Source organism: Nitrospirota bacterium, assembly GCA_035873375.1.
Lineage (GTDB): Bacteria > Nitrospirota > Thermodesulfovibrionia > Thermodesulfovibrionales > JdFR-85 > BMS3Bbin07.
On the sequence record JAYWMQ010000002.1, the window covers coordinates 22,648 to 44,982 of the forward strand.

Genomic DNA, 22,335 nt, shown 5'->3' on the forward strand with positions numbered 1-22,335 from the left:
CAGGTGGTGAGAGCTTCTTGACAACCCCCGGGTCATCTGCTATAAAGGACAGAGAGGAGGGCATCGCCTGTTTTTTGTAAGGTGTGAAGTGAAACAATCCTGCCCCGGCAAGGGTCGGGCTACAACGGGGGAATTTATATTTTCACCCTTTAATGAGGGGTGCGAGGGGGGATTTTTCGAATGAAAGACGAGGATAAGCCAAAAGAGCAATTTGTAGAAGAGTTGCTGAAAATGCGTATGCGGATTGATGAACTGGAGGACGCTGAATGTCGATGCCGGCGGGCGGAGGGGGAACTGCGCAAGGTAAACAGGGCACTCAAGGTGCTTAGTGAGTGTAACCAGATAATTGTGCGGGTGAGAGATGAGCCGGTCTTGCTGAATAGGATATGTAGGGTCTTTGTGGAGATCGGGGGGTACCGTCTTGCATGGATCGGGTTTGCCGAGCATAACAGGGAGAAGAGTGTGCGGCCGGTGGCACAGGCTGGTTACGAGGATGGGTATATCGAGACGCTGGATATTACCTGGGCAGATACGGACAGGGGGCGCGGTCCAACCGGCATAGCTATCCGGGCGGGGGAAGTAAGTATTAACAGGAATATTCCGTCAAACCCGGATTACGCTCTATGGCGGGTTGAGGCGATTAAGCGTGGTTATCAATCGTCGATTGCCATTCCTCTGATTGACGACAATCGGTTACTGGGTGCAATAAACATATATGCCCCTGAGCCGGATGCCTTTGACAGCGAAGAGGTGAGACTGCTGACAGAGCTGGCGAATGACCTGGCCTATGGCATTACAACGCTACGTATGCGTGCCGAGCATAGTCGGGTCGAAGAAGAACAGACCCGCTTGCGGCGACGACTTGAGATGCTCTGGAATATTGCGCGCATGGCTGATGCGGACTACCAGACCTTATGCGACCTCGTACTGGTCGAAATCACAGCAATGACACAGAGTCCCTACGCTTTCTACGGTTTTCTCAATGAGGAGGAGACGGTGATGAAAATTTATGCGTTCTCTGCGGGCGCAATGAAGGAGTGCCGCATACAGGACAGGCCGATTGAATATCCTTTAGTCAATGCAGGGCTTCTGGGTGATGCAGTCCGCTTCAGGAGGACACTTATGATCAATGACTATCAATCCTGTTCCGGCAAGAAAGGAATCCCTGATAGTCACATTCCGCTTGCCAGGGTACTGATAGTTCCTGTTTTCAGTCACGGCCGTATTGTTGCACTGGCAGGTGTAGCCAACAAACCCTCGGACTATACGGAAGATGACGCCAGACAGATCGAGTCTTTTGCCACAAACGTACAGGTGATTATGGATCGCCGGCAGGCAGAGGAGGAGAAAGGAAAAATACAGGCCCAGCTTCTCCAGGCGCAGAAGATGGAAGCTGTGGGAACACTGGCAGGAGGGGTTGCCCACGATTTCAACAATCTGCTGACGGCTATCCGGGGATATGTCGATCTGGTGATGATGAAAGTTGACGAGTCGGAACCTTTTTACAGGAATCTGAAGCAGATACGTAATGCCTCTATGCGCGCGGCCGACCTCACCCGCCAACTGCTTCTTTTCAGCCGCAAGCAGCCAATGGAATTTATCCATCTCAACATCAACAGGACGATTGATGATTTACTGAAGATGCTTAATCGTCTTATCGGTGAGGATATAGCTATCAGGACATATCCGGAGCCGGACATCTGGATGGTCCGGGCAGATCCGGGCAGTATCGAGCAGGTGATCATGAACCTTGCCGGCAATGCCAGAGACGCCATGCCTGACGGCGGGAGTCTCACTATCAGGACCGAAAACGTTTTGCTGGACGAGGAGTATTGCAAGGTTATCCTTGAGGCGCGGCCCGGCAGATTTGTCTGTCTGTCGGTCGAGGACACGGGAGCCGGCATGAATAAAAAGACCGTTCAGCACATTTTCGAACCCTTCTTTACCACCAAGGAGGCAGGAAAGGGTACCGGACTCGGCCTCTCCGTTGTCTATGGTATCGTCAAACAGCACGAGGGGTGGATAAATGTTTCCAGTAAGTCCGGCTTGGGTTCGACGTTCAGGATATACCTGCCTGCCTCTTCTGTAAAGTCGGAAGATGAGGCGAGAAAGGAGAATCCCGTACAGAAGCTCCAGGGCAGTGGTGAGCGGATACTTCTGGTAGAGGATGAGGAAGGAGTCCGGGGATTTGCCTCGGAAGCGCTTCGTGGAAGCGGATACGTAGTGATTGAGGCCGCAAATGTTCAGGAGGCGTTGGAGATTTTTGAAAGAGAAAAGGGGGACTTTCACCTGATTCTCAGCGATGTTGTTCTGCCCGACAACAGCGGTCTTCATCTGGTTGACCAGCTCCTCTCTTACAAGCCTGATTTGCAGGTCCTGCTGAGCAGTGGCTACACGGATCAGAAATCGCAGTGGCGCCTTATACGGGAGAGAAAATTCCGGTTTCTGCAGAAACCTTATGCCCTGGGCGATCTGCTTCAGGCCGTTAAAGAGGTTATGGAGCAAAACTGAAGCCATAAATATCCCCCGTGTAAAGCCTGAAAGATTGCCTTGTTGACGTGTCAATGACTAAAATATAACAATGGGCTTCTGGAACAATATAAAAAGAGATTTTCAGGCAGTCTTTGAGAGGGATCCTGCAGCAAGGAACAGGCTGGATGTCATGCTCAGTTATCCGGGATTTCATGCCATCCTCTGTCATAGAATAAACCACATACTGTGGCAGAAGAAGATCCCCGTCCTGCCCCGGCTTGTATCCAATATTGTCAGGCTGATGACCGGGATCGAGATACACCCGGGGGCAAAAATAGGAGCGGGGTTCTTTATAGACCACGGGATGGGGGTAGTGATAGGGGAGACGGCAGAGATCGGGGAGGACTGCCTCCTGTATCAGGGCGTTACCCTCGGGGGGACGGGAAAGGAGAAAGGCAAGCGCCATCCCACACTCGGAAAACGTGTTGTGGTGGGTGCCGGGGCAAAGGTGCTTGGTGCCATCAGGATAGGCGATTATGCTAAGATAGGGGCCAATGCCGTGGTGCTGAACGAGGTCCCTGACGACTCCATTGTTGTCGGTGTTCCAGGCAGGGTTATAAAGAAGAAGATAATGAGGGTTACTGATCACGGTGTGGAAGAGGTGCTTGATCATGTCCATATGCCGGACCCTGTGGAAGACAGGTTTAAGGAGCTCGAGAGCTACATCGGTCACATTGAAAAAAGGATAGAGCAACTTGAAGGTAAGGGAGGAAGGATGAGAGTTTATAATACCCTCTCAGGGAAGAAGGAGGAGTTTGTTCCCCTCGAACCTGGGAAGGTTAAAGTATATGTCTGTGGCGTGACGGTCTATGATTACTGCCATATAGGACATGCAAGGAGCGCCATAGTCTTTGATGTTATGAGACGCTACTTCAGGTATAAGGACTTTCAGGTCAGGTATGTCAGGAACTTTACTGATATTGATGACAAGATTATCCGCCGTGCACAGGAAGAGGGAATACCCTGGAATGAGGTGGTAAGGAAATATACAGAGGAGTATTACAGGGATATGGATGCCCTTGGTGTGGAGAGGGCGGATGTTGAGCCCAGGGCAACCGAGCATATTCCGGAGATAACAGAGATGGTCAGGACCCTTATAGACAAGGGATATGCCTATGAGATTAATGGCGATGTATATTTTGAGGTCAACAGGTTTCCCGGATACGGCAAGCTCTCCAAGAGGTCAATGGATGAGCTGGTTGCCGGGGCGAGAGTTGAGGTGGACGAAAGGAAGAAAAACCCGCTCGATTTTGCACTGTGGAAGGCAGCCAAGGAGGGTGAGCCTGCATGGGACAGCCCCTGGGGGCCGGGAAGACCTGGCTGGCATATAGAGTGCTCGGCAATGAGCATAAAACACCTTGGTGAGACCTTTGACATCCATGGCGGTGGGGCTGACCTGATATTTCCTCACCACGAGAACGAGATCGCCCAGTCTGAGGCCTGCACCGAAAAACCCTTTGTCAGGTACTGGCTTCATAACGGCTTCATAACGATATCCAAAGAGAAGATGTCCAAATCCCTGGGTAACTTCTTTACCATAAGGGAGATCCTGGAGAGATTTGCCCCTGAGGTTATAAGGGCCTTTATCCTCTCAACCCATTACAGGAGCCCGATAGAGTTTTCAGAGGAACAGCTTCTTGATGCAGAGGTCTCGATCAACAGGTTCTATTCTACGATTATGAGGGTGGAGACCTACCTTGTCAGGATGCCGCAGAAGGTAAAGACTACTCCGGAGGAGGGATATCTGCAGGAGATGCTCCGGCAGTTCAGGGCAAGGTTTGAGGAGGCGATGGATGATGACTTCAATACAGCCCTTGCCATCGGGTACATGTATGAGCTTGTCAGGGAGATTAACCGGTATCTTGACTCAAAACCATCCGGAGGACCTGCAAGGGAATTGCTGCTGGAAGGTATCAGTACCCTGAGAGAGACGGGCAGGGTTCTGAATATTTTTCAGAGGCCGCCTGAACAGTGGCACTCTTCCCTGCTTAAAACAAAGAAGCTGCCTGTAACAGAGGATGATATAAACAGAAAGCTTTCCGAGCGGCAGGAGGCAAGAAAGGCAAAGGACTGGCAGAGGGCGGACTTGATAAGGGATGAACTGTTGAAGGCAGGGATTATACTTGAGGACACCCAGGAGGGCACCATCTGGAGGGTCAAGGTCGGGGAGTGAATGACACTCGAAGTAAGGGAACCGGTCTGTGGCTTTACGGCGTTAATTCAGTAAGAGAGGCGCTTCGTGCTGAAAGGACTGTCCATGAGGTGTATGTTTACAGAGAGAGGACCGACAGGATAAAGAATGAGATTGTTGCCCTTGCAACAAAGAGCGGCATCAGGGTAAAATTTGTTGACAAATCTTTTTTTTCAGGATTTCCAAAGGGACATCAGGGAGTAGCAGTCAGGGTGAGTCCTGAAAAGGTGGTGAGCGTTGAGGACCTTTTCACTATATCCCGCCGCAAAGGAGAGCCTCCTTTCTATCTGATTGTTGACGGGGTGGTCGACCCCGGAAACCTTGGCGCAATTATAAGGACGGCAGAAGTCGGGGGCGTACACGGAATCATTCTCCAGAAGAGAAGGGTTGCCTCGGGAGAGACCGTTGCAAAGGCTTCTGCCGGTGCCGTAGAGTATTTGCCCACTGTGAGAGTCTCTAATATTAAACATGCAATGAGAGAGTTGAGAGAGAAAGGGGTGACAATTTACAGTGCCGAGGCCCAGGCCGAGGAATTATACTGGGCTGCAGACCTGACCATTCCCCTGGCCTTTGTTGTGGGCTCAGAGGGTAAGGGTATCAGAACAACGGTAAAGCGGTATTGTGACCAAATGGTGAAGATACCCGTCCTTGGTAAAATTAACTCACTTAATGTGTCTGTAGCAACAGGAATTCTTGTTTATGAGGCGGTACGCCAGAGGATGTCAGCCTGATAATACCACTCCCTCTCCAAAATAATACTTGAATTTTTCGGTTTGACATTTCTATAATTAATGTCTTATTCTATTAAGTTCCGAAAGGTTCCATATAAATTAAATAAAAAATCGAAGGTTTTTGCCCTGTCAAAGCCACCGTAGCTCAGCTGGTAGAGCAGCTGATTTGTAATCAGCGGGTCGGGGGTTCGAATCCCTTCGGTGGCTCCATATCCGACATGGCAGGGGCAAGCAGTAAATAGTGTGTGCTGCTTGCCGGAAAAGGAGAGGTACCCGAGTGGCCAAAGGGGACGGGCTGTAAACCCGTTGGCTCAGCCTACGGAGGTTCGAATCCTCCCCTCTCCACCAGCTTGGGTCTTTAGGTTTAATTTAATATAGATAAATTGAAGATGATTGGACAGGTTCGGAATTTCCAAAAAACCTGAAATGAAATAATGTTATAGATGCGGGAGTAGCTCAGTGGTAGAGCGTCAGCCTTCCAAGCTGAGGGTCGCGGGTTCGAATCCCGTTTCCCGCTCCAGCAGTTGTTTAAACCTGAGAAGGGGTTTAAGTTTTTTTATGCCCATGTAGCTCAGTCGGCAGAGCACGTCCTTGGTAAGGACGAGGTCACCGGTTCGATTCCGGTCATGGGCTCCAGACGCAGACATTATTCGCTGGTCACTGGTAATTTGGTAAGTAGACGACTTTAATGCCCAATGACTGAATGAAGGAGGAAAAATGGCGAAGGCAAAATTTGAAAGGACGAAGCCGCATGTAAACGTAGGGACGATAGGGCATGTGGATCACGGAAAGACGACATTGACGGCAGCGATAACGAAGGTACTGTCAATGAAGCAGATGGCAGCGTATACGAGCTACGATGAAATAGACAAGGCGCCGGAGGAGAAGGCGAGGGGAATAACGATACAGACGGCGCATGTAGAGTACGAGACGGACAAGCGTCACTACGCGCATGTGGACTGTCCGGGACATGCGGACTATGTAAAGAATATGATAACGGGAGCAGCGCAGATGGATGGTGCAATCCTGGTGGTATCGGCAGCAGACGGGCCAATGCCGCAGACGAGGGAGCACATACTGCTGGCGAGGCAGGTAGGGGTGCCGTACATAGTGGTATTTATGAACAAGACGGATCAGGTGGATGACCCCGAGCTTCTGGATCTGGTAGATCTGGAGATAAGGGAGCTGTTGAGCAAGTATGATTTTCCGGGGGACGAAATCCCGATAATAAGGGGAAGTGCGCTGAAGGCGCTTGAGAGTGAGAGCACGGATACCGAGGCAGAGGAGTACAAGAGCATATATGAGTTGATGGATGCGGTGGATGAGTACATAAAGACGCCGGAGAGGCCGATAGACAAGCCGTTTCTGATGCCTATAGAGGATGTATTCAGTATAAGCGGAAGGGGGACGGTGGTAACGGGCAGGATAGAGCGTGGAGTGGTAAAGGTAGGAGAGGAAGTAGAGATAGTAGGATTTGGTGAGACGCGCAAGACGGTTGCAACGGGGATAGAGATGTTCAGGAAGATACTGGATGAGGGAAGGGCCGGAGACAACGTAGGAGTGTTGTTGAGAGGAATAGGGAAGGAAGAGGTGGAGCGGGGCCAGGTGCTGGCAAAGCCCGGGAGCATAACACCGCACAGGAAGTTCAATGCAGAGGTATACGTGTTGACCAAGGAGGAGGGCGGCAGACATACGCCGTTCTTTAACGGATACAGGCCTCAGTTTTATTTCAGGACAACGGACGTAACGGGAATAGTAACACTGCCTGAGGGAGTGGAGATGGTGATGCCCGGAGATAACGTAAATGTAGAGGTTGAGCTGATAACGACCGTGGCAATGGAAGAGGGAGTGAGGTTTGCGATAAGGGAAGGTGGCCGTACTGTAGGCGCTGGTGTTGTTACCAAGATAATTGAGTAGCTTTTATGAAAATAGTATTTCAAGAAAAGGATAAAACGAGATGAGGGATATTATACTTTTACAATGTGCAGAGTGCAGAAACAGGAATTACTCAACCATGAAGAACAAGAAGAATACAACGGAAAAACTTCAACTGAAGAAGTATTGCCGTCATTGCAGAAAGCATACTTCTCACAAGGAGACAAAGGCGTAGCGATTGAGGATTGACTATTAAGGATTGAAACTGATAATTATCAATCGACAATCGACAATCGACAATATTATTGATGGGCCAGTAGCTCTAACTGGTAGAGCGTCGGACTCCAAATCCGAGGGTTGCGGGTTCGAATCCTGCCTGGCCTGCCATATTTTGTATTATGAAAGGGTATGATGTCAGAGATGTTATTTAATAAATATATTTCAGGAACAGGAATCGGAAAATGTTAAAAGGAATAAAGAATTTCCTAAGAGAAGTAAAGCTGGAGACAAAAAAGGTGCTGTTTCCAACGAAGGCTGAATTGATAGGTTCAACGTGGGTGGTTATTATATCCACCGTTATTGTTGCGGTATTCCTCGGAATGGTTGATTTTATTTTGTCAAAATTTGTGAAATTTATTTTAAGTTAAGGTAGGGGTAATGGACAAAAACTGGTACGTTGTACATACATATTCCGGATTTGAGGAGAAGGTCAGGGATGCCATAGAGGATAAGGTAAAGAGAAAGGGGTTGGAAGATAAAATATCCCGTGTGCTTATTCCGACTGAGCGTGTTGTTGAGCTTAAAAGCGGAAAAAAGAAAGAGACGGACAAGAAGTTTTATCCCGGATACATCCTGGTGGAGATGGTGCTTGATGACGAGACCTGGCATCTGATAAGGAGTATTCCCCGTGTGACGGGATTTGTTGGTGGAACCAAGCCTTTAGCCTTGCCTGAAGAGGAGGTTGAGATTGTCCTGCAGCAGTTGGAAAGGGCTCCTCAGCAGCCCCCGAAAACACAGTACCAGCGGGGAGAGAATGTGCGTATAATTGACGGTCCATTCGCTAACTTTATAGGTGTCGTTGATGAAATAGATATTGATCATGGAAGATTGAAGGTTATGGTGAGTATCTTCGGAAGGCAGACACCCGTGGAACTCAGTTTTTATCAGGTGGAGAAGACATAGAATCACCAAATTAAGTTCTATAAGAGACAAAAACACGGCAATACGGGCATTACCAAACTTTTTGATAACCTGTTTTCGTGTAACAAAATTTAAAAGGGAGGAACAAAATGGCCAAGGAAGTAATAGCGGAAGTCAGGTTGCAGATCCAGGCAGGTAAGGCATCGCCGGCCCCGCCTGTAGGTCCTGCCCTTGGTCCCCACGGTATAAATATCATGGACTTTTGCAAGCAGTTCAATGCAAAGACCGAGGCAATGGGGGACACGATAATTCCTGCAGTTCTTACTGTATATGCAGACAGGTCCTTTTCCTTTATCACAAAGACTCCGCCTGCCCCTGAGCTTATCAAAAAGGCAGCCGGGGTAATAAAGGGGGCTTCAGAGGCAGGAAAAGAGACCGTTGGTAAGATAACCATTGATCAGGCGAAGGAGATCGCCACGACCAAGATGCCTGACCTTAATGCCTACAGAGTTGATGAGGCTGTAAATATTATTAAGGGCACTGCCAGGAGCATGGGCATCGAGGTGGTTGAAAATTGACGATTGGTTGCAGTTTGAGGATATAGAGGATCGTCAATCGTAAATCAAAAAGGAGGACTTTGAGTTTTATGGGTAAAAAGATTATAGAGGCCAGGAAGAAAGTGGATACAACGAGGGAATATTTCCTTGATGAGGCTCTGGATATTATAAAGGAGACCTCTTTTGCAAAGTTCGATGAGAGTGTAGACCTTGCTGTAAATTTGGGGGTTGACCCAAAGAAGTCAGACCAGATTGTCAGAGGGACGGTCTCTCTGCCTTACGGAACAGGCAAGAAGGTTAGGGTTCTTGTTTTTGCCAAAGGTGAAAAGGAGAAAGAGGCCCTTGAGGCAGGCGCAGATTATGTCGGGGCTGAAGACCTCGTTGAGAAGATACAGAAGGGCTGGCTTGAATTTGACAAGGCCGTGGCTACCCCGGATATGATGGGGTTAGTCGGGAAGATTGGAAAGATACTCGGTCCAAGGGGATTGATGCCCAACCCGAAACTTGGCACCGTCACCTTTGACGTCGGGAAGGCGGTTAAGGAGATAAAGGCAGGTAAGGTTGATTTCAGGGTTGAAAAGGGGGGCATTGTTCATATGTCGGTTGGCAAGGTTTCCTTTGATAAGGAGAAACTATCTGAAAATGTAAAGGTTGCCTTAAGTGCACTTATGAAGGCCAAGCCTGCGGCTGCCAAGGGTAAGTATATAAAGGGAGTCGTTCTTTCCTCAACCATGGGGCCCGGGATAAAGGTTGATGTAAACACTGTTATAAAAAAGGCTGCTTAATGTTGGTTGCTGAAGTAGATGCTCATCATGTCCGCTGCTACGGGGGGTAACAACCTTGACTTTCATTATTCCATTTCAAGTAAGTGAGACCTTGTTAAACAGCCATAGTTAAAAACCATAAAATTGCCGTAAAGTCTCAAAACATCAGAACATTGTTCTGTGTCCAGGTATTACCTGGTTAATTTTTCGGTCAGAGACAGCAGGTTCAAATATTAAATGGCAAACGCAGATTCAGGATTTGGAAAATCTTGAATCATGAATCGTCAATCAGTTTGTCAGCCTGCCGAGGCCCTTGGAATTGTTGATTTGCGATTTGCGATTTTTTTAATCGTCAATCGTCAATCTAATTTTGGCGTTGTTGTCTCTGGGAAAGGAGGTAAATCTGAAAACCAGAAAACAGAAGTCCGGAGAACTTGAGGAACTTAAAGAGAAATTTGCAAGGGCAAAGGGAGTAGTCGTAACAGACTATAAGGGTTTGACAGTTGCCCAGATATCGCAGATGCGAAGGTTGCTCAGGGAGTCGGAGCTCGACTACAGGGTAGTAAAAAACACCCTTGCAAGGATTGCTGCTGAAGATACACCCGTTTCCGTTGCAAAAGAGCAGTTTGTTGGTCCTGTTGGTATAGCTATCGGATATGATGACCCGGTGCTGGTTGCCAAAAAAGTCCTGGAATATGCAAAAGGCAACGACATGTTCGGGGTAAAGGGTGGAGTAATTGAGGGTAAGTTTATGGACCTCAAAGACTTAAAAAGTGTGGCAAGTCTCCCGCCAAGGGATATTCAGCTTGCAATGCTTGCCGGTACCATGGCTGCCCCGATGTCGAAGATGGCGTCTCTACTTCAGGCAACCATCCGGAAGTTTGGCTATGCCCTTAACGGGTTGAAAGAAAAGAAGAGTCAATAGTGCATTGCTGATAAACGTTGACTGATAACAATAACAATATTCCTAAAGGAGGATAGAAAGAATGGCAGAAGTTACAAAGGAGCAGGTTTTTGAATTTATTGATAATATGACAATCCTTGAAATGTCACAGTTTATCAAGGAGTTTGAAGAGAGGTATGGTGTGGAGGCCGCAGCTCCGGTTGCTATGGCTGCCATGCCTGCAGGTGCCGCTGAGGCCCCTGCTGAAGAGAAGACGAGCTTTGACGCGGTGCTTACAGCAGTCGGTGACAAGAAGATTCAGGTAATCAAGGTGGTGAGGGAGCTCACCGGTCTTGGCCTGAAGGAGGCAAAGGCTGTAGTGGACAGTGCGCCGGCACCTGTTAAGGAGGGTGTTTCAAAGGAAGAGGCAGAGGCCGTCAAGGCAAAACTTGAGGAACAGGGAGCAACTGTAGAAATAAAGTAGGACCGTTAATCGCGTTATACGCTATACTGACGGCATTGTCATAATGTATAGCGTATAACGGCTTAACTATATTTTGATGTGTAATGACGTATTAACCAATAACGAATTTTGAAAGGAGAACCATGGAAAGGGTTTTAAGAGAAAGACTCAGTTTTGGAAAGGTTCCCCCCTTGTTGGATGTACCATACTTGATTGAATTTCAGAAGGTTTCCTACGAAAGATTCCTTCAGAAGGATATCTTGCCGGAGAAGAGGAAGGAGTCGGGACTGCAGGCTGCCTTTAAGAGTGTATTTCCTATTTCCGACTACAATGAGACTGCGACCATTGAATTTATAGAGTATGCCATCAGAAAACCCAAGTTTACAATGAGGGAATGCCTTCATAAAGGTGTTACTTATGGGGCTCCCCTGAAGATAAAAGTCAGGTTAGACCTCTACGAGATCGATGAATCAAAGAACAAGGTGCTCAAGGAGTCAAGAGAGCAGGAAGTTTATATGGGAGAGATCCCGCTGATGACTGATACGGGTACTTTTATTGTAAACGGCACCGAGAGGGTTATTGTGAGTCAATTACACCGTTCTCCCGGTGTCTTTTTCAGTCCGGACAAGACGAAGACCCATGTGAGCGGCAGGCCGCTCTACACCTCAAGGGTAATTCCCTCGAGGGGGTCCTGGCTGGACTTTGAGTTTGATACAAAGGATGTTCTTTATGTAAGGATAGACCGTCGGAGGAAGATACCTGCAACGATAGTCCTAAAAGCCCTTGGCTACAGTAACGAGGACCTCCTTAACACCTTTTATCCCTCGGAAGTTGTCAGAATCCAGGGTAAGGATAAGTTTACAAGGCCTGTTTCCGAGATACTTGCCGGTGTGAAGTCGAGGTTCGAGGTTAAAGCCCCTGATACCGGTGACGTGATCCTCAAGGAGGGGAGCAAGATAACGAAGGTAGCCCTCAGGAGGCTCGCTAATTCAGGTGTAGAAGAGATTCCCGTTACCCGCGAAGAGATAATCGGCAGGATTACACTGAAAGATATCATAGACCCTGAAACCGGAGAGATAATCCTGGAGAGCAACGAATCCATAACCGAGGATGTGCTTGACAGGCTGATCGCCCTGAAACTGGACTCCATAGAGCTTCTCTTTATAGACAATATAAGATATCTCCCGTCCTTGAGGGATACCATAATCACGGACAAGGTAAGCAGCCGGGACGAGGCACTTATCGAGATATACAAGAAACTTCGTCCGGGGGAGCCGTCAACGGTTGAGGCTGCCGAGGAGCTCTTTAACGGGTTGTTCTTTGATGAGAAGAGATATGATCTTTCCCCGGTTGGCAGGCTGAAGATAAACAAGAAGTTGGGACTTGATATACCTTTAGAGACAAAAGTGCTTACAGACAGGGACATAATAGAGATAGTGAAGTATCTCCTGAAACTCAGAACCGGCCAGGGTGAAGTGGATGATATAGACCACCTCGGAAACAGGAGGGTGAGGGGAGTTGGTGAGCTGCTGGAGAACCAGTTCCGTATCGGTCTTATCCGGATGGAGAGGGCAATAAAGGAGAAGATGACACTTACTGAACTCGAAGAGGTGATGCCCCATGATATTATAAATGCCAAGCCTGTAATGGCGGCTGTAAAGGAATTCTTCGGTTCAAGCCAGTTGAGCCAGTTTATGGACCAGACCAATCCCCTCTCGGAGATAACCCATAAGAGGAGACTGAGTGCCCTTGGTCCCGGAGGACTTACCAGGGAGAGGGCCGGGTTTGAAGTCAGGGATGTACACCCGACACATTACGGAAGGATCTGTCCTATCGAGACACCGGAAGGACCGAATATCGGCCTGATAACATCCCTTGCTACCTATGCACGGATAAACGAATACGGTTTTATTGAAGCGCCGTACAGAAAGATTAAAGCAGGAAGTGTTACAGATGAGGTGGAATATCTTACAGCCATTGATGGTGAGAAGTATGTAATTGCCGAAGCTACAACGCCTGTGGGTAAAAAGGGGAGGCTTATTGGTGATGCGGTGCCTACCAGGCTTGCAGGTGACTTCAAGATGGTTCCCCCGGAAGAAGTGCAGTTTATGGACGTTTCACCTAAACAGGTTGTAGGAGTATCGGCAAGCCTGATACCTTTCCTGGAAAACGATGATGCCAACAGGGCGCTTATGGGCTCAAATATGCAGCGTCAGGCAGTTCCGCTGCTGACCTCGGATGCCCCGCTTGTTGGAACCGGAATGGAAGGGGTTGCGGCAAAGGATTCAGGTGTTGTGGTGATTGCCCAGAGGTCGGGGATTGTCGAGAGCGTGGACTCTACAAGGATTGTGGTTAGGGTTACTGAAGACAAGGATCAGGAGTCGGAATTCGACCTGCTGGATCCGGAAGCGGGCGGCAGAGTTGATATATATAACCTTATGAAGTTTGCCCGTTCAAACCAGGGTACATGTTTCAATCAGAAGGCCATAGTAAAGCAGGGTGACAGGGTTGAAAAGGGTGATGTACTTGCCGATGGTCCATGTACCGACCTTGGTGAGCTTGCACCCGGCAAGAATGTCCTTGTGGCCTTTATGCCGTGGGGTGGATACAACTTTGAGGATGCAATTCTTATATGTGAAAGGCTTGTGAAGGATGACGTTTACACCTCAATACACATTGAGGAGTTCGAGGTTGAGGCCCGTGAGACAAAGCTTGGGCCGGAAGAGATTACAAGGGATATCCCCAATGTGGGAGAAGAGGCACTGAAGGACCTTGATGAAAGTGGTATAGTGAGGATTGGTGCGGAGGTTAATCCAGGTGACATTGTTGTCGGCAAGGTTACACCAAAAGGTGAGTCGCAACTGACATCGGAAGAGAAGCTGCTCAGGGCAATCTTTGGCGAAAAGGCTGAGGATGTCAAGGACTCCTCTCTCAGGGTACCGCCGGGCATATCAGGTGCTGTGGTGGATGTGAGGATATTCTCGAGAAAAGGTTCCAAGAAGGATTTGAGAACCAAAAGCATAGAGGAAGATGAAATAAAGGAGCTTCAGAGGGACCTGGAGGAAAGGGTACGTATTGCTACTGAAGAGGGATACCTTAGGATTAGGGAGCTTCTTGTGGGACAGAAGGCTGATGAGGATATCAGGATTCCAAAGAGCAGGGATGTAATCTGTGGTAAAGGAAAGAAGATTACCGACAAACACCTTGAAAAGATAAAGGACCAGTACGTCGGCAAGATTAGGGTGCATAACCCTGAAGTGCAGAAGAAGATCGATCTCTATATAAAGCAGATAAAGGATTATACCAAACAACTTCAGTCGCTGTATGATGAAAAGGTGGAGCGCCTCAGAAAAGGGGATGACCTGTCGCCGGGTGTGAACAAGCTTGTAAAGGTCTATATAGCCATGAAGAGAAAGGTTCAGAGTGGTGACAAGATGGCCGGAAGGCATGGCAACAAGGGAGTGATAGCAATGGTCCTCCCTGAAGAGGACATGCCTTATCTCCCTGACGGCACCCCTGTGGATATAGTGTTAAACCCTTTAGGTGTTCCTTCAAGAATGAATGTGGGACAGATACTGGAGACCCACCTTGGCTGGGCAGCGAGGGCTCTTGGGATATATGTTGCTTCACCTGTCTTTGAAGGTGCAAGTGAAGCTGAAGTAAAGGATTTACTGAAGAAGGCAGGGCTGCCTGTAAGTGGTCAGGTCACCCTCTGTGACGGCAGAACGGGTGAGCCCTTTGAGAGACCTGTTACAGTGGGAACCATGTATATGATGAAGTTGCACCATCTTGTGGATGACAAGGTACACGCAAGGTCAATAGGTCCATACTCTCTGGTTACACAGCAGCCTCTTGGCGGAAAGGCCCAGTTTGGTGGTCAGAGACTCGGGGAGATGGAAGTCTGGGCCCTTGAGGCATATGGAGCTGCCTATACACTGCAGGAGTTCCTGACCGTCAAGAGTGACGATGTCCAGGGCAGAGGAAAGATGTATGAGGCTATAGTCAAGGGTGAAGCCTCCCTTGAATCCGGAGTGCCGGAATCCTTTAATGTCCTGATAAAGGAACTGCGGAGTCTCTGTCTGGATGTCGAGATTTTAGAAAAAAGGAAGAAGGGGGAATAGATATATGAATGCCTTGCAGAGTGAAGCAAAATTGGTTAATAAAAAAAGTCCTTACATTGAGATGAAGTCTCCTATGGAAGAGATTTACTCCCTTTATCAGAAACCAAGGAATCCGAGGGATTTTGATGCAATCAGGATAAAAGTGGCCTCTCCGGAGAGGATACGTGAGTGGTCTTTTGGTGAAGTCAAAAAACCTGAAACCATTAATTACAGGACATTTAAGCCGGAAAGGGATGGCCTCTTCTGTGCAAAAATATTTGGTCCGGTAAAAGACTGGGAATGCCTCTGCGGAAAGTACAAGAGGATGAAGCACAGGGGAGTGGTCTGTGACAAGTGTGGAGTTGAGGTGATTCAGGCAAGGGTCCGAAGGGAGAGGCTCGGACATATTGAGCTGGCAACCCCGGTGGCCCATATATGGTTCTTAAAAGGTGTTCCCAGCAGGATAGGAACGCTCCTTGACATGACCATGCGTTATCTTGAGAAGGTGCTCTACTTTGAGAGTTACATTGTGATAGATGCCGGGGATACTCCCCTTAAGGAAAAACAGCTTCTCTCCGAAGAAGAGTATAAGAAGATGACCGCCGAGCATGGAAGTGCGTTCAAGGCGGGAATGGGGGCCGAGGCCGTACGGGAGCTGCTCAGAAAGGTCGATCTTGACATTCTCAGTGTTGAGCTCAAGACAAGGATACAGGAATCCTCTTCAGTTGGACAGAAGAGGAAGCTTACGAAGCGTCTGAAGGTTATAGAGGCATTCAGAAAATCAGGGAACAAGCCGGAGTGGATGATACTGGATGTAGTTCCGGTGCTTCCTCCGGATCTCAGACCACTCGTTCACCTCGATGGCGGAAGGTTTGCCACCTCCGACCTCAACGACCTGTACCGGAGGGTGATAAACAGGAATAACAGGCTGAAGAGGCTGATGGAACTCAAGGCCCCGAGCGTGATAATCAAGAATGAAAAGAGGATGCTCCAGGAGGCGGTGGATGCCCTTTTTGATAATACAAAACGTACGCGTGCCATGAAGACCTCATCCAAGAGGCCCCTGAAGTCACTAAGCGATATGATAAAGGGCAAACAGGGACGTTTTCGTCAGAACCTTTTGGGTAAGAGGGTTGATTATTCGGGCCGTTCCGTTATAGTGGTCGGCCCTGATCTGAAACTCCATCAGTGTGGTCTGCCCAAAGTCATGGCGCTGGAGCTTTTCAAGCCGTTCGTCTTCAACAAACTTGAAGAGAAAGGCTATGCAACGACCATTAAACAGGCCAAGAGGCTGGTAGAGGTTGAGACGCCCGAGGTATGGGATGCCCTTGAAGATGTTATCAGGGAACATCCTGTCCTGTTGAACAGGGCCCCGACTCTTCACAGGCTTGGCATTCAGGCCTTTGACCCCGTGCTTGTTGAGGGAAAGGCGATAAAGCTCCATCCCCTCGTATGTACGGCCTACAATGCGGACTTTGACGGTGACCAGATGGCAGTGCATGTCCCGCTGTCCATAGAGGCCCAGATCGAGGCAAGGGTGCTGATGATGTCTGTAAACAATCTCCTTTCACCTGCCAACGGGAAGCCCATTGTTTTCCCCACACAGGACATGGTCCTCGGTCTCTATTACCTTACAAAAGAGAGGAGGGGTGTTCAGGGAGAGGATATGGTCTTTGCAGATCCTGAAGATGTAAGAGATGCCTATAATGCCGGGGTTGTTACAGAACATGCAAGGATCAAGGTGCGGATCGACGGTGAATTGACGGAGACTACAGTCGGCAGGGTCATTTTTGGTGAGATACTTCCAAAAGAAATCCCCTTTTCCTCTATCAATAAAGAGCTGAGCAAGAAAGAGATACAGAATCTTGTTGATCATTGCTATAAGAATATCGGCAGGAGGACGGCCGTTGTATTTCTTGACAACCTTGAGAGGCTCGGCTTTGAATATGCCACGAGATCAGGCATATCCATCTGCATAGAGGATATGCATATCCCATCGAAGAAGACTGAACTTATCAAGCAGGCTGAACAACAGGTCCTGGAGGTTTATAAGCAGTACTCGGACGGTCTTATAACTCACGGGGAGCGGTACAACAAGGTTATTGATATCTGGGCCAATGTTACCGAGAGGATTGCTGAGGAGATGATGAAGGAGCTGGGTGCAGAGGATGGCAGGGAATTCAGTGAAGAGGAGCTGATGGAACGGAGGTCTTTTAACAGTATCTTTATGATGGCGGATTCAGGGGCGAGGGGATCGGCTGCCCAGATAAGGCAGCTTGCCGGTATGAGGGGACTGATGGCCAAGCCTTCCGGAGAGATTATAGAGACGCCGATTACGGCTAACTTCCGTGAAGGGGTGAGTCCGCTGCAGTACTTTATCTCTACGCATGGAGCAAGAAAAGGCCTTGCCGACACAGCCCTCAAGACAGCTAATGCCGGATATCTTACCAGAAGACTTGTGGATGTGGCACAGGATGTTATTATCACAGAGCATGATTGCGGAACCCGGGAGGGCATAGTGGTGACGGCCCTGATCGAGGGTGGTGAGATTATACAGTCTCTTGAAGACAGGATTCTCGGCAGGACTACAGCGGAAGACGTAAAGGATCCCTTAACATCTGATGTGATTCTCAAGAGGAACGGAGCGATAGACGAGGTAGCCGTCAAGAATATAGCCGATGCAGGTGTCGGCAGCATAAAGATAAGGTCTGTGCTGACATGTCAGACAAAGTTCGGTGTATGTGCCACCTGCTACGGCAGGGACCTCAGCAGGGGTGTGTTTGTTGAGAATGGAGAGACAGTGGGTATTATGGCAGCACAGTCCATTGGTGAGCCGGGTACCCAGCTTACGATGAGGACGTTTCATATAGGTGGAACTGCAACAAAGGTTATTGAACAGGCCGTGCTTGAGGCCAGAAACTCCGGCAAGATAAAGTTTATAGATATCAATGTCGTTCGCAACAGGGAGGGTGTTCTTGTTGTACTGAACAGAAATGCAACATTTGCTGTTGTGGATAACCAGGGAAGGGAAAAGGAGAAGTATAATCTTGTCTATGGCGCAAGGTTGCTGGTGGATGACGGACAGACGGTCAAGATAGGTCAGAAGCTTGTTGAGTGGGATCCGTATTCAGTGCCTATCCTGACAGAGCTGGGAGGCCGTATCGCCCTGGGCGATATAATTGAGGGCGTTACCGTGAAAGAAGAAGTTGATGAGGTAACCGGTCTCAGCCAGAAGGTGATTATTGACTATCCCCTGAATATGAGGCCCCGTATCTCTATAAAAGACGAGCATGGAAAGGCCACATTAAAGATACCGGGAACCACCCACCTTGCAAGATACCTCCTGCCTGCCGGAGCACACGTTCTTGTGGATAAGGGGGATATCGTAAGGCCGGGCGACATACTGGCCAAGATACCCAGAGAGACGACAAAGACCAAGGACATTACAGGGGGTCTTCCGAGGGTTGCCGAACTCTTTGAAGCGAGAAAACCAAAGGAGCACGCGATTGTTTCAGAGATAGACGGTATAGTCGAGTTCAAGAATGCCCCCAAGGGACAGAGGATTGTTGTGGTCAAGGCCGGAGATACCGCTAAGGAATATGTGATTCCAAAAGGAAAGCATGTGACCGTGCATGAGGGAGACTGGGTGAGGGCTGGAGAGCCCCTGATGGATGGGGCTGTTAATCCCCACAGTATACTTGATATCCTTGGACCAAGGGAGCTCCAGGCGTATCTGGTGGATGAAGTGCAGAAGGTCTACAGGTTGCAGGGTGTTACCATTAATGACAAGCATATCGAGATTATAGTAAGGCAGATGATGAGAAAGATAAAGATTGAGGACCCCGGAGACACGGTGTTTCTGATAGGCGACCAGGTGGACAGGCTGGAGTTCATGGAAGAGAACGACCGTGTCAGGGCAGAGGGCGGAAAGCCTGCAACCGGCAAGCCGATGCTGCTCGGAATAACCAAGGCATCCCTGTCAACATACAGCTGGGTGGCGGCAGCCTCGTTCCAGGAAACCACCCGTGTCCTTACAGAGGCAGCGCTGGAAGGCAAGGTTGACGAGTTGAGGGGTCTGAAGGAAAATGTGATTATGGGAAGAATCATTCCTGCTGGAACCGGGATGTCGAGATACAGAAACACATTTGTGAAAAGGGACACTCCAGAGATGGAGATTCAGGAGACGGAAGAGCAGGAGGCATAAAGGTCCTGTTTAGCATAGTTTATCAGTGACAAAACCAGATGGGGGACAGAGACTGTCCCCCATCTGGTTTTTTTGTTTTGGATGATTGCCGGTACAGTCAGGGCCGGGTTTATTGTAAAATAAAGGAAGGGGACGGACGGTATTTTGAGGAAGAGGGCATTTCTTTCACTGGGACTCGTATTTCTGGTTATTTTGTCAGGTACTGTTGGCTATTCCATCATTGAAGGGTGGACTCTCTTTGATTCTCTTTATATGACGGTCATCACCCTCTCCACCATCGGCTATCAGGAGGTAAGGCCTCTCTCGTATACAGGCAGGGCATTTACCATCATCCTTGTCTTTGTCGGTGTGGGAGCTGTGGCCTATGGAATCAATAACGGGATAAGGATAGTTTTTGAGGGTGAAATCCAGAAGGCCTTTGGGAGGAGAAAATTGGAAAAAAGGCTTAAGTCGATTAAGGATCACTTCATTGTCTGCGGTTACGGACGCATGGGCAGGATAATCTGCAGTGAATTGAAGGCTAAAGGTGTTCCATTTGTCGTTGTGGAGAAAGAACCTCCGGAGCTTGATGCGGATGAAGAGACCGTCTTTGTTTACGGCGATGCAACAAAGGACGAGATTCTCAGACATTCAGGTATAGAGAAGGCGAGGGGATTGATCTCGGTGCTTTCCACAGATGCCCAGAATCTTTACGTGGTTCTGAGTGCAAGGGAGCTGAATCCGTCCCTCTTTATAGTTGCAAGGGCAGGTGAGGAGGGTTCAGGGCAAAAGCTCCTGAGGGCAGGTGCCGACAGGGTGGTTTCCCCTTATCATATTGGTGGGCTCAGAATAGCCCAGACAGTATTAAAGCCTGCGGTTGTTGATTTCCTGGAGTTTGCAACCAAAAGCGGGAACCTGGAGCTGCAGATGGAGGAGGTTCAGGTTGAAGAGGGGTCGGACATTGCAGGGAAGACCATCCATGAGGCCGGGGTCGGCAGAGAGCTTGGTGTTATTGTTGTTGCCATCAAGAGAAAGGATGGTGACATGAAATTTAATCCTGTGCACAATACTCTTATCAACGCAGGGGATACGTTAATTGCAATAGGGGAGACGGAGAAGCTCAAGGCCCTGGAAAAGCTGGCGAAGGGCCGGGGAAAATCATAACTTTTTTAGGGCTTCTTCAAATAGCCCGTTCAGTTTTTTTGTTTCAAGGTACAGCCTGTCAAGTATCCCGGACACTTCCTCTTTGTCGAGCGCGGATGTCTTCTCCGCCCACTCCCTGTAAACCCTTGCATGTTCATCATTATGCTCCATCCAGTGGTGAAGCAGTTTCTTCAGCTTTTCAAGGTTGTCCATCTCTTCTCCGTTGTAATAGTTTATTTGCTCTGCTTCTCTGTTTAAACAAGCGTGATTCTGCCCTCATTCAACCTGTAAACCCTGTCTGTTGCTCCCCTTAAAAACTCATGGGAATGGCTGATAATTATATAGGTATCTACGTGTTCCTTCAGGTAGCTCAAGAATCTCTCTCTCGTTGTCTCATCAAGTCCGGCAGTTGGCTCGTCAAACAGAAAACACTCGGGATTCATAGCCACAACCGTGGCAAGGGCAACAAGCCTTTTTTCGCCGCCAGAGAGGCGGTAGGTTATCTTTTTTTCAAAACCTTCAAGCCCGAGGGCCTTACAGGTCTCTCTTACAATAACCCGTGCTTCCTTGTGGGATTTACCGAGGTTCAATGGGCCAAAAGCAATATCCTCTTCAACCGTGGGGCTGAAGAGCTGGTCATCAGAGTCCTGAAACAGCAGTCCGATCCTCTGTCTCACCTCGCTGAAATCCTCTTCTGTTTTCCTTACCTTTTCAAATATGCTTATTTCTCCGGAGCCGGGTCTTAACAACCCCATTATAATATGAAACAAAGTGGTTTTTCCGGCGCCATTGGGCCCGATCAGGCCGACCCTGTCACCCTTTTTCAATGAGAAATTCAGGTCATTAAAGACCTGTTTTCCATAGGGGTAAGTGAAACTCAGATTCCGCAGTTCTATCAAGTTCTCCTCCATCTGCCAAGTGGAAATCGCTTCCAACAACCTTTTATTTCTGGATTCGGGGGTTTTTAAATAATCGCCAGCATGACCGTTACCACAGCCATCGACAGACCGAATACCACATCTCCTTTCCCAAGTCTGAAATGGCTTGATACAGGGAATCTGCCACTGAAACCCCTGCACAGCATAGCCTGGTAAATCCTCTGGGACCGTTCATAACTCCTGACAATCAGCATTCCCACGAGGTATGCGTATGTCCTGTATGTATGCATGTTTGTGCCTGCCTTAAAACACCGTATCAGCATGGCATTCTTTAACCTGCTGTATTCCTCGTGTAAGACAGTTATGTATCTGTAGAAGAAAAAGAATAAGTGAACAAGCTTGTCAGGTACCTTCAGGTGAATGAGTGCATGGGCAAGTGAGAAGATTTCAGAGGTGCCGAGGATTGCTATGGTTGCAAGCACAATGGCGTTTGTCTTTAATGTAATGGAGAGGGCATAGAGGATACCTTCCCTGGTGGCTGTCAGCGGGCCGATTTGAAAGACCGTTACCCCGGGATAACTGAAAGGAATAAATATCCATAACAGAAATATAAACACATTTACGGCAACGAGCCTGCTGAGGAGTTTTTTCGTGTCGAGCCTTGCGAGGATTGTCAGCAGGGTTGAGACGAGCAGGGCCGCAAGCGGGTTCTTTTGTCCTGGCATGATGGCAATAACCAGGACGTACGGGACTATGGCCAGAAACTTTACCCTCGGGTCAAGCCTGTGCAAAAATGAGCTGCCTTCTGCGAATTCTTCAAGATGCATTTTTTAAGTAAGTTAAGAAAGAAGAACTGTTGCGAGTTGCGAGTTAAGGAAGAAGAACTGTTGCGAGT

At 48.6% G+C, this 22,335-nt stretch carries 17 protein-coding genes, 5 tRNA genes and 1 pseudogene; 20 read left to right on the forward strand and 3 right to left on the reverse strand.

Annotated elements, in window-relative coordinates:
* The first annotated feature begins 180 nt into the window (after positions 1–180).
* The 20 genes and pseudogenes from VST71_00125 (at position 181) to VST71_00220 (ending at position 20,583) form a co-directional block, all read left to right on the forward strand.
* Positions 181–2,511, forward strand: a complete 2,331-nt coding sequence (locus VST71_00125; protein ID MEC4684134.1) for a GAF domain-containing protein — start codon at positions 181–183, stop codon at positions 2,509–2,511.
* Between the two features lie 70 nt (positions 2,512–2,581).
* A pseudogene (gene cysE / locus VST71_00130) lies at positions 2,582–3,088 on the forward strand (serine O-acetyltransferase).
* A 159-nt stretch (positions 3,089–3,247) separates the two neighbouring features.
* Positions 3,248–4,705 (forward strand): cysteine--tRNA ligase, encoded by a 1,458-nt coding sequence (gene cysS / locus VST71_00135; protein ID MEC4684135.1) that lies wholly within the window; start codon positions 3,248–3,250, stop codon positions 4,703–4,705.
* Positions 4,702–5,454: a 23S rRNA (guanosine(2251)-2'-O)-methyltransferase RlmB gene (rlmB, locus tag VST71_00140; protein MEC4684136.1), complete on the forward strand. Its 753-nt coding sequence runs from the start codon at positions 4,702–4,704 to the stop codon at positions 5,452–5,454. The genes cysS and rlmB overlap by 4 nt, the downstream gene beginning before the upstream one ends.
* A 134-nt stretch (positions 5,455–5,588) precedes the next feature.
* Positions 5,589–5,664: transfer RNA gene (locus VST71_00145), tRNA-Thr, on the forward strand.
* A 53-nt stretch (positions 5,665–5,717) separates the two neighbouring features.
* A tRNA-Tyr gene (locus tag VST71_00150) sits at positions 5,718–5,802 on the forward strand.
* A gap of 97 nt (positions 5,803–5,899) precedes the next feature.
* Positions 5,900–5,974, forward strand: a tRNA-Gly gene (locus VST71_00155).
* Between the two features lie 40 nt (positions 5,975–6,014).
* Positions 6,015–6,090 (forward strand) — tRNA-Thr (locus VST71_00160).
* A gap of 81 nt (positions 6,091–6,171) precedes the next feature.
* Positions 6,172–7,371, forward strand: a complete 1,200-nt coding sequence (gene tuf / locus VST71_00165; GenBank protein MEC4684137.1) for an elongation factor Tu — start codon at positions 6,172–6,174, stop codon at positions 7,369–7,371.
* A 40-nt stretch (positions 7,372–7,411) separates the two neighbouring features.
* On the forward strand, positions 7,412–7,564 hold the full coding sequence (rpmG, locus tag VST71_00170; protein ID MEC4684138.1) for a 50S ribosomal protein L33: 153 nt from the start codon (positions 7,412–7,414) through the stop codon (positions 7,562–7,564).
* A 75-nt stretch (positions 7,565–7,639) separates the two neighbouring features.
* Positions 7,640–7,716: transfer RNA gene (locus VST71_00175), tRNA-Trp, on the forward strand.
* Positions 7,717–7,790: 74 nt separating this feature from the next.
* Positions 7,791–7,976 (forward strand): preprotein translocase subunit SecE, encoded by a 186-nt coding sequence (gene secE / locus VST71_00180; GenBank protein ID MEC4684139.1) that lies wholly within the window; start codon positions 7,791–7,793, stop codon positions 7,974–7,976.
* A gap of 10 nt (positions 7,977–7,986) precedes the next feature.
* Complete coding sequence (gene nusG, locus VST71_00185) at positions 7,987–8,511, forward strand: transcription termination/antitermination protein NusG (GenBank protein MEC4684140.1); 525 nt, start codon at positions 7,987–7,989, stop codon at positions 8,509–8,511.
* Positions 8,512–8,618: 107 nt separating this feature from the next.
* Positions 8,619–9,047, forward strand: coding sequence for a 50S ribosomal protein L11 (gene rplK / locus VST71_00190; GenBank protein MEC4684141.1), 429 nt, complete (start codon positions 8,619–8,621; stop codon positions 9,045–9,047).
* 68 nt (positions 9,048–9,115) lie between these two features.
* On the forward strand, positions 9,116–9,811 hold the full coding sequence (gene rplA, locus VST71_00195) for a 50S ribosomal protein L1 (GenBank protein MEC4684142.1): 696 nt from the start codon (positions 9,116–9,118) through the stop codon (positions 9,809–9,811).
* A gap of 358 nt (positions 9,812–10,169) precedes the next feature.
* Positions 10,170–10,715, forward strand: a complete 546-nt coding sequence (gene rplJ, locus VST71_00200; protein ID MEC4684143.1) for a 50S ribosomal protein L10 — start codon at positions 10,170–10,172, stop codon at positions 10,713–10,715.
* 61 nt (positions 10,716–10,776) lie between these two features.
* A complete protein-coding gene (rplL, locus tag VST71_00205) occupies positions 10,777–11,157 on the forward strand; it encodes a 50S ribosomal protein L7/L12 (protein MEC4684144.1) in 381 nt (126 codons plus the stop codon).
* Positions 11,158–11,279: 122 nt separating this feature from the next.
* Entirely contained in the window at positions 11,280–15,257 is a 3,978-nt protein-coding gene (rpoB, locus tag VST71_00210) for a DNA-directed RNA polymerase subunit beta (GenBank protein ID MEC4684145.1), read from the forward strand.
* Positions 15,258–15,330: 73 nt separating this feature from the next.
* Positions 15,331–19,440: a DNA-directed RNA polymerase subunit beta' gene (gene rpoC, locus VST71_00215; protein MEC4684146.1), complete on the forward strand. Its 4,110-nt coding sequence runs from the start codon at positions 15,331–15,333 to the stop codon at positions 19,438–19,440.
* Positions 19,441–19,584: 144 nt separating this feature from the next.
* Positions 19,585–20,583, forward strand: a complete 999-nt coding sequence (locus VST71_00220) for a potassium channel protein (protein ID MEC4684147.1) — start codon at positions 19,585–19,587, stop codon at positions 20,581–20,583.
* On the opposite strand, the gene VST71_00225 is transcribed toward VST71_00220, so the two are convergent.
* The 3 genes from VST71_00225 to cbiQ all read right to left on the reverse strand — a co-directional run bounded on the left by VST71_00225 (position 20,578) and on the right by cbiQ (position 22,231).
* Positions 20,578–20,775, reverse strand: a complete 198-nt coding sequence (locus VST71_00225; GenBank protein MEC4684148.1) for a hypothetical protein — start codon at positions 20,773–20,775, stop codon at positions 20,578–20,580. The genes VST71_00220 and VST71_00225 overlap by 6 nt on opposite strands.
* Positions 20,776–20,816: 41 nt before the next feature.
* Complete coding sequence (locus VST71_00230) at positions 20,817–21,461, reverse strand: ABC transporter ATP-binding protein (protein ID MEC4684149.1); 645 nt, start codon at positions 21,459–21,461, stop codon at positions 20,817–20,819.
* Between the two features lie 65 nt (positions 21,462–21,526).
* A complete protein-coding gene (gene cbiQ, locus VST71_00235; protein MEC4684150.1) occupies positions 21,527–22,231 on the reverse strand; it encodes a cobalt ECF transporter T component CbiQ in 705 nt (234 codons plus the stop codon).
* Positions 22,232–22,335: the final 104 nt, after the last annotated feature.

Excerpts from the sequence above, each read along its gene's own strand:
- VST71_00125 (MEC4684134.1), top strand. The coding sequence starts at position 181 with ATGAAAGACGAGGATAAGCCAAAAGAGCAATTTGTAGAAGAGTTGCTG.
- cysS (MEC4684135.1), top strand. The coding sequence starts at position 3,248 with ATGAGAGTTTATAATACCCTCTCAGGGAAGAAGGAGGAGTTTGTTCCC.
- tuf (MEC4684137.1), top strand. The coding sequence starts at position 6,172 with ATGGCGAAGGCAAAATTTGAAAGGACGAAGCCGCATGTAAACGTAGGG.
- rpmG (MEC4684138.1), top strand. The coding sequence starts at position 7,412 with ATGAGGGATATTATACTTTTACAATGTGCAGAGTGCAGAAACAGGAAT.
- secE (MEC4684139.1), top strand. The coding sequence starts at position 7,791 with ATGTTAAAAGGAATAAAGAATTTCCTAAGAGAAGTAAAGCTGGAGACA.
- nusG (MEC4684140.1), top strand. The coding sequence starts at position 7,987 with ATGGACAAAAACTGGTACGTTGTACATACATATTCCGGATTTGAGGAG.
- rplK (MEC4684141.1), top strand. The coding sequence starts at position 8,619 with ATGGCCAAGGAAGTAATAGCGGAAGTCAGGTTGCAGATCCAGGCAGGT.
- rplA (MEC4684142.1), top strand. The coding sequence starts at position 9,116 with ATGGGTAAAAAGATTATAGAGGCCAGGAAGAAAGTGGATACAACGAGG.
- rplL (MEC4684144.1), top strand. The coding sequence starts at position 10,777 with ATGGCAGAAGTTACAAAGGAGCAGGTTTTTGAATTTATTGATAATATG.
- rpoB (MEC4684145.1), top strand. The coding sequence starts at position 11,280 with ATGGAAAGGGTTTTAAGAGAAAGACTCAGTTTTGGAAAGGTTCCCCCC.
- rpoC (MEC4684146.1), top strand. The coding sequence starts at position 15,331 with ATGGAAGAGATTTACTCCCTTTATCAGAAACCAAGGAATCCGAGGGAT.
- VST71_00225 (MEC4684148.1), bottom strand. The coding sequence starts at position 20,775 with ATGGACAACCTTGAAAAGCTGAAGAAACTGCTTCACCACTGGATGGAG.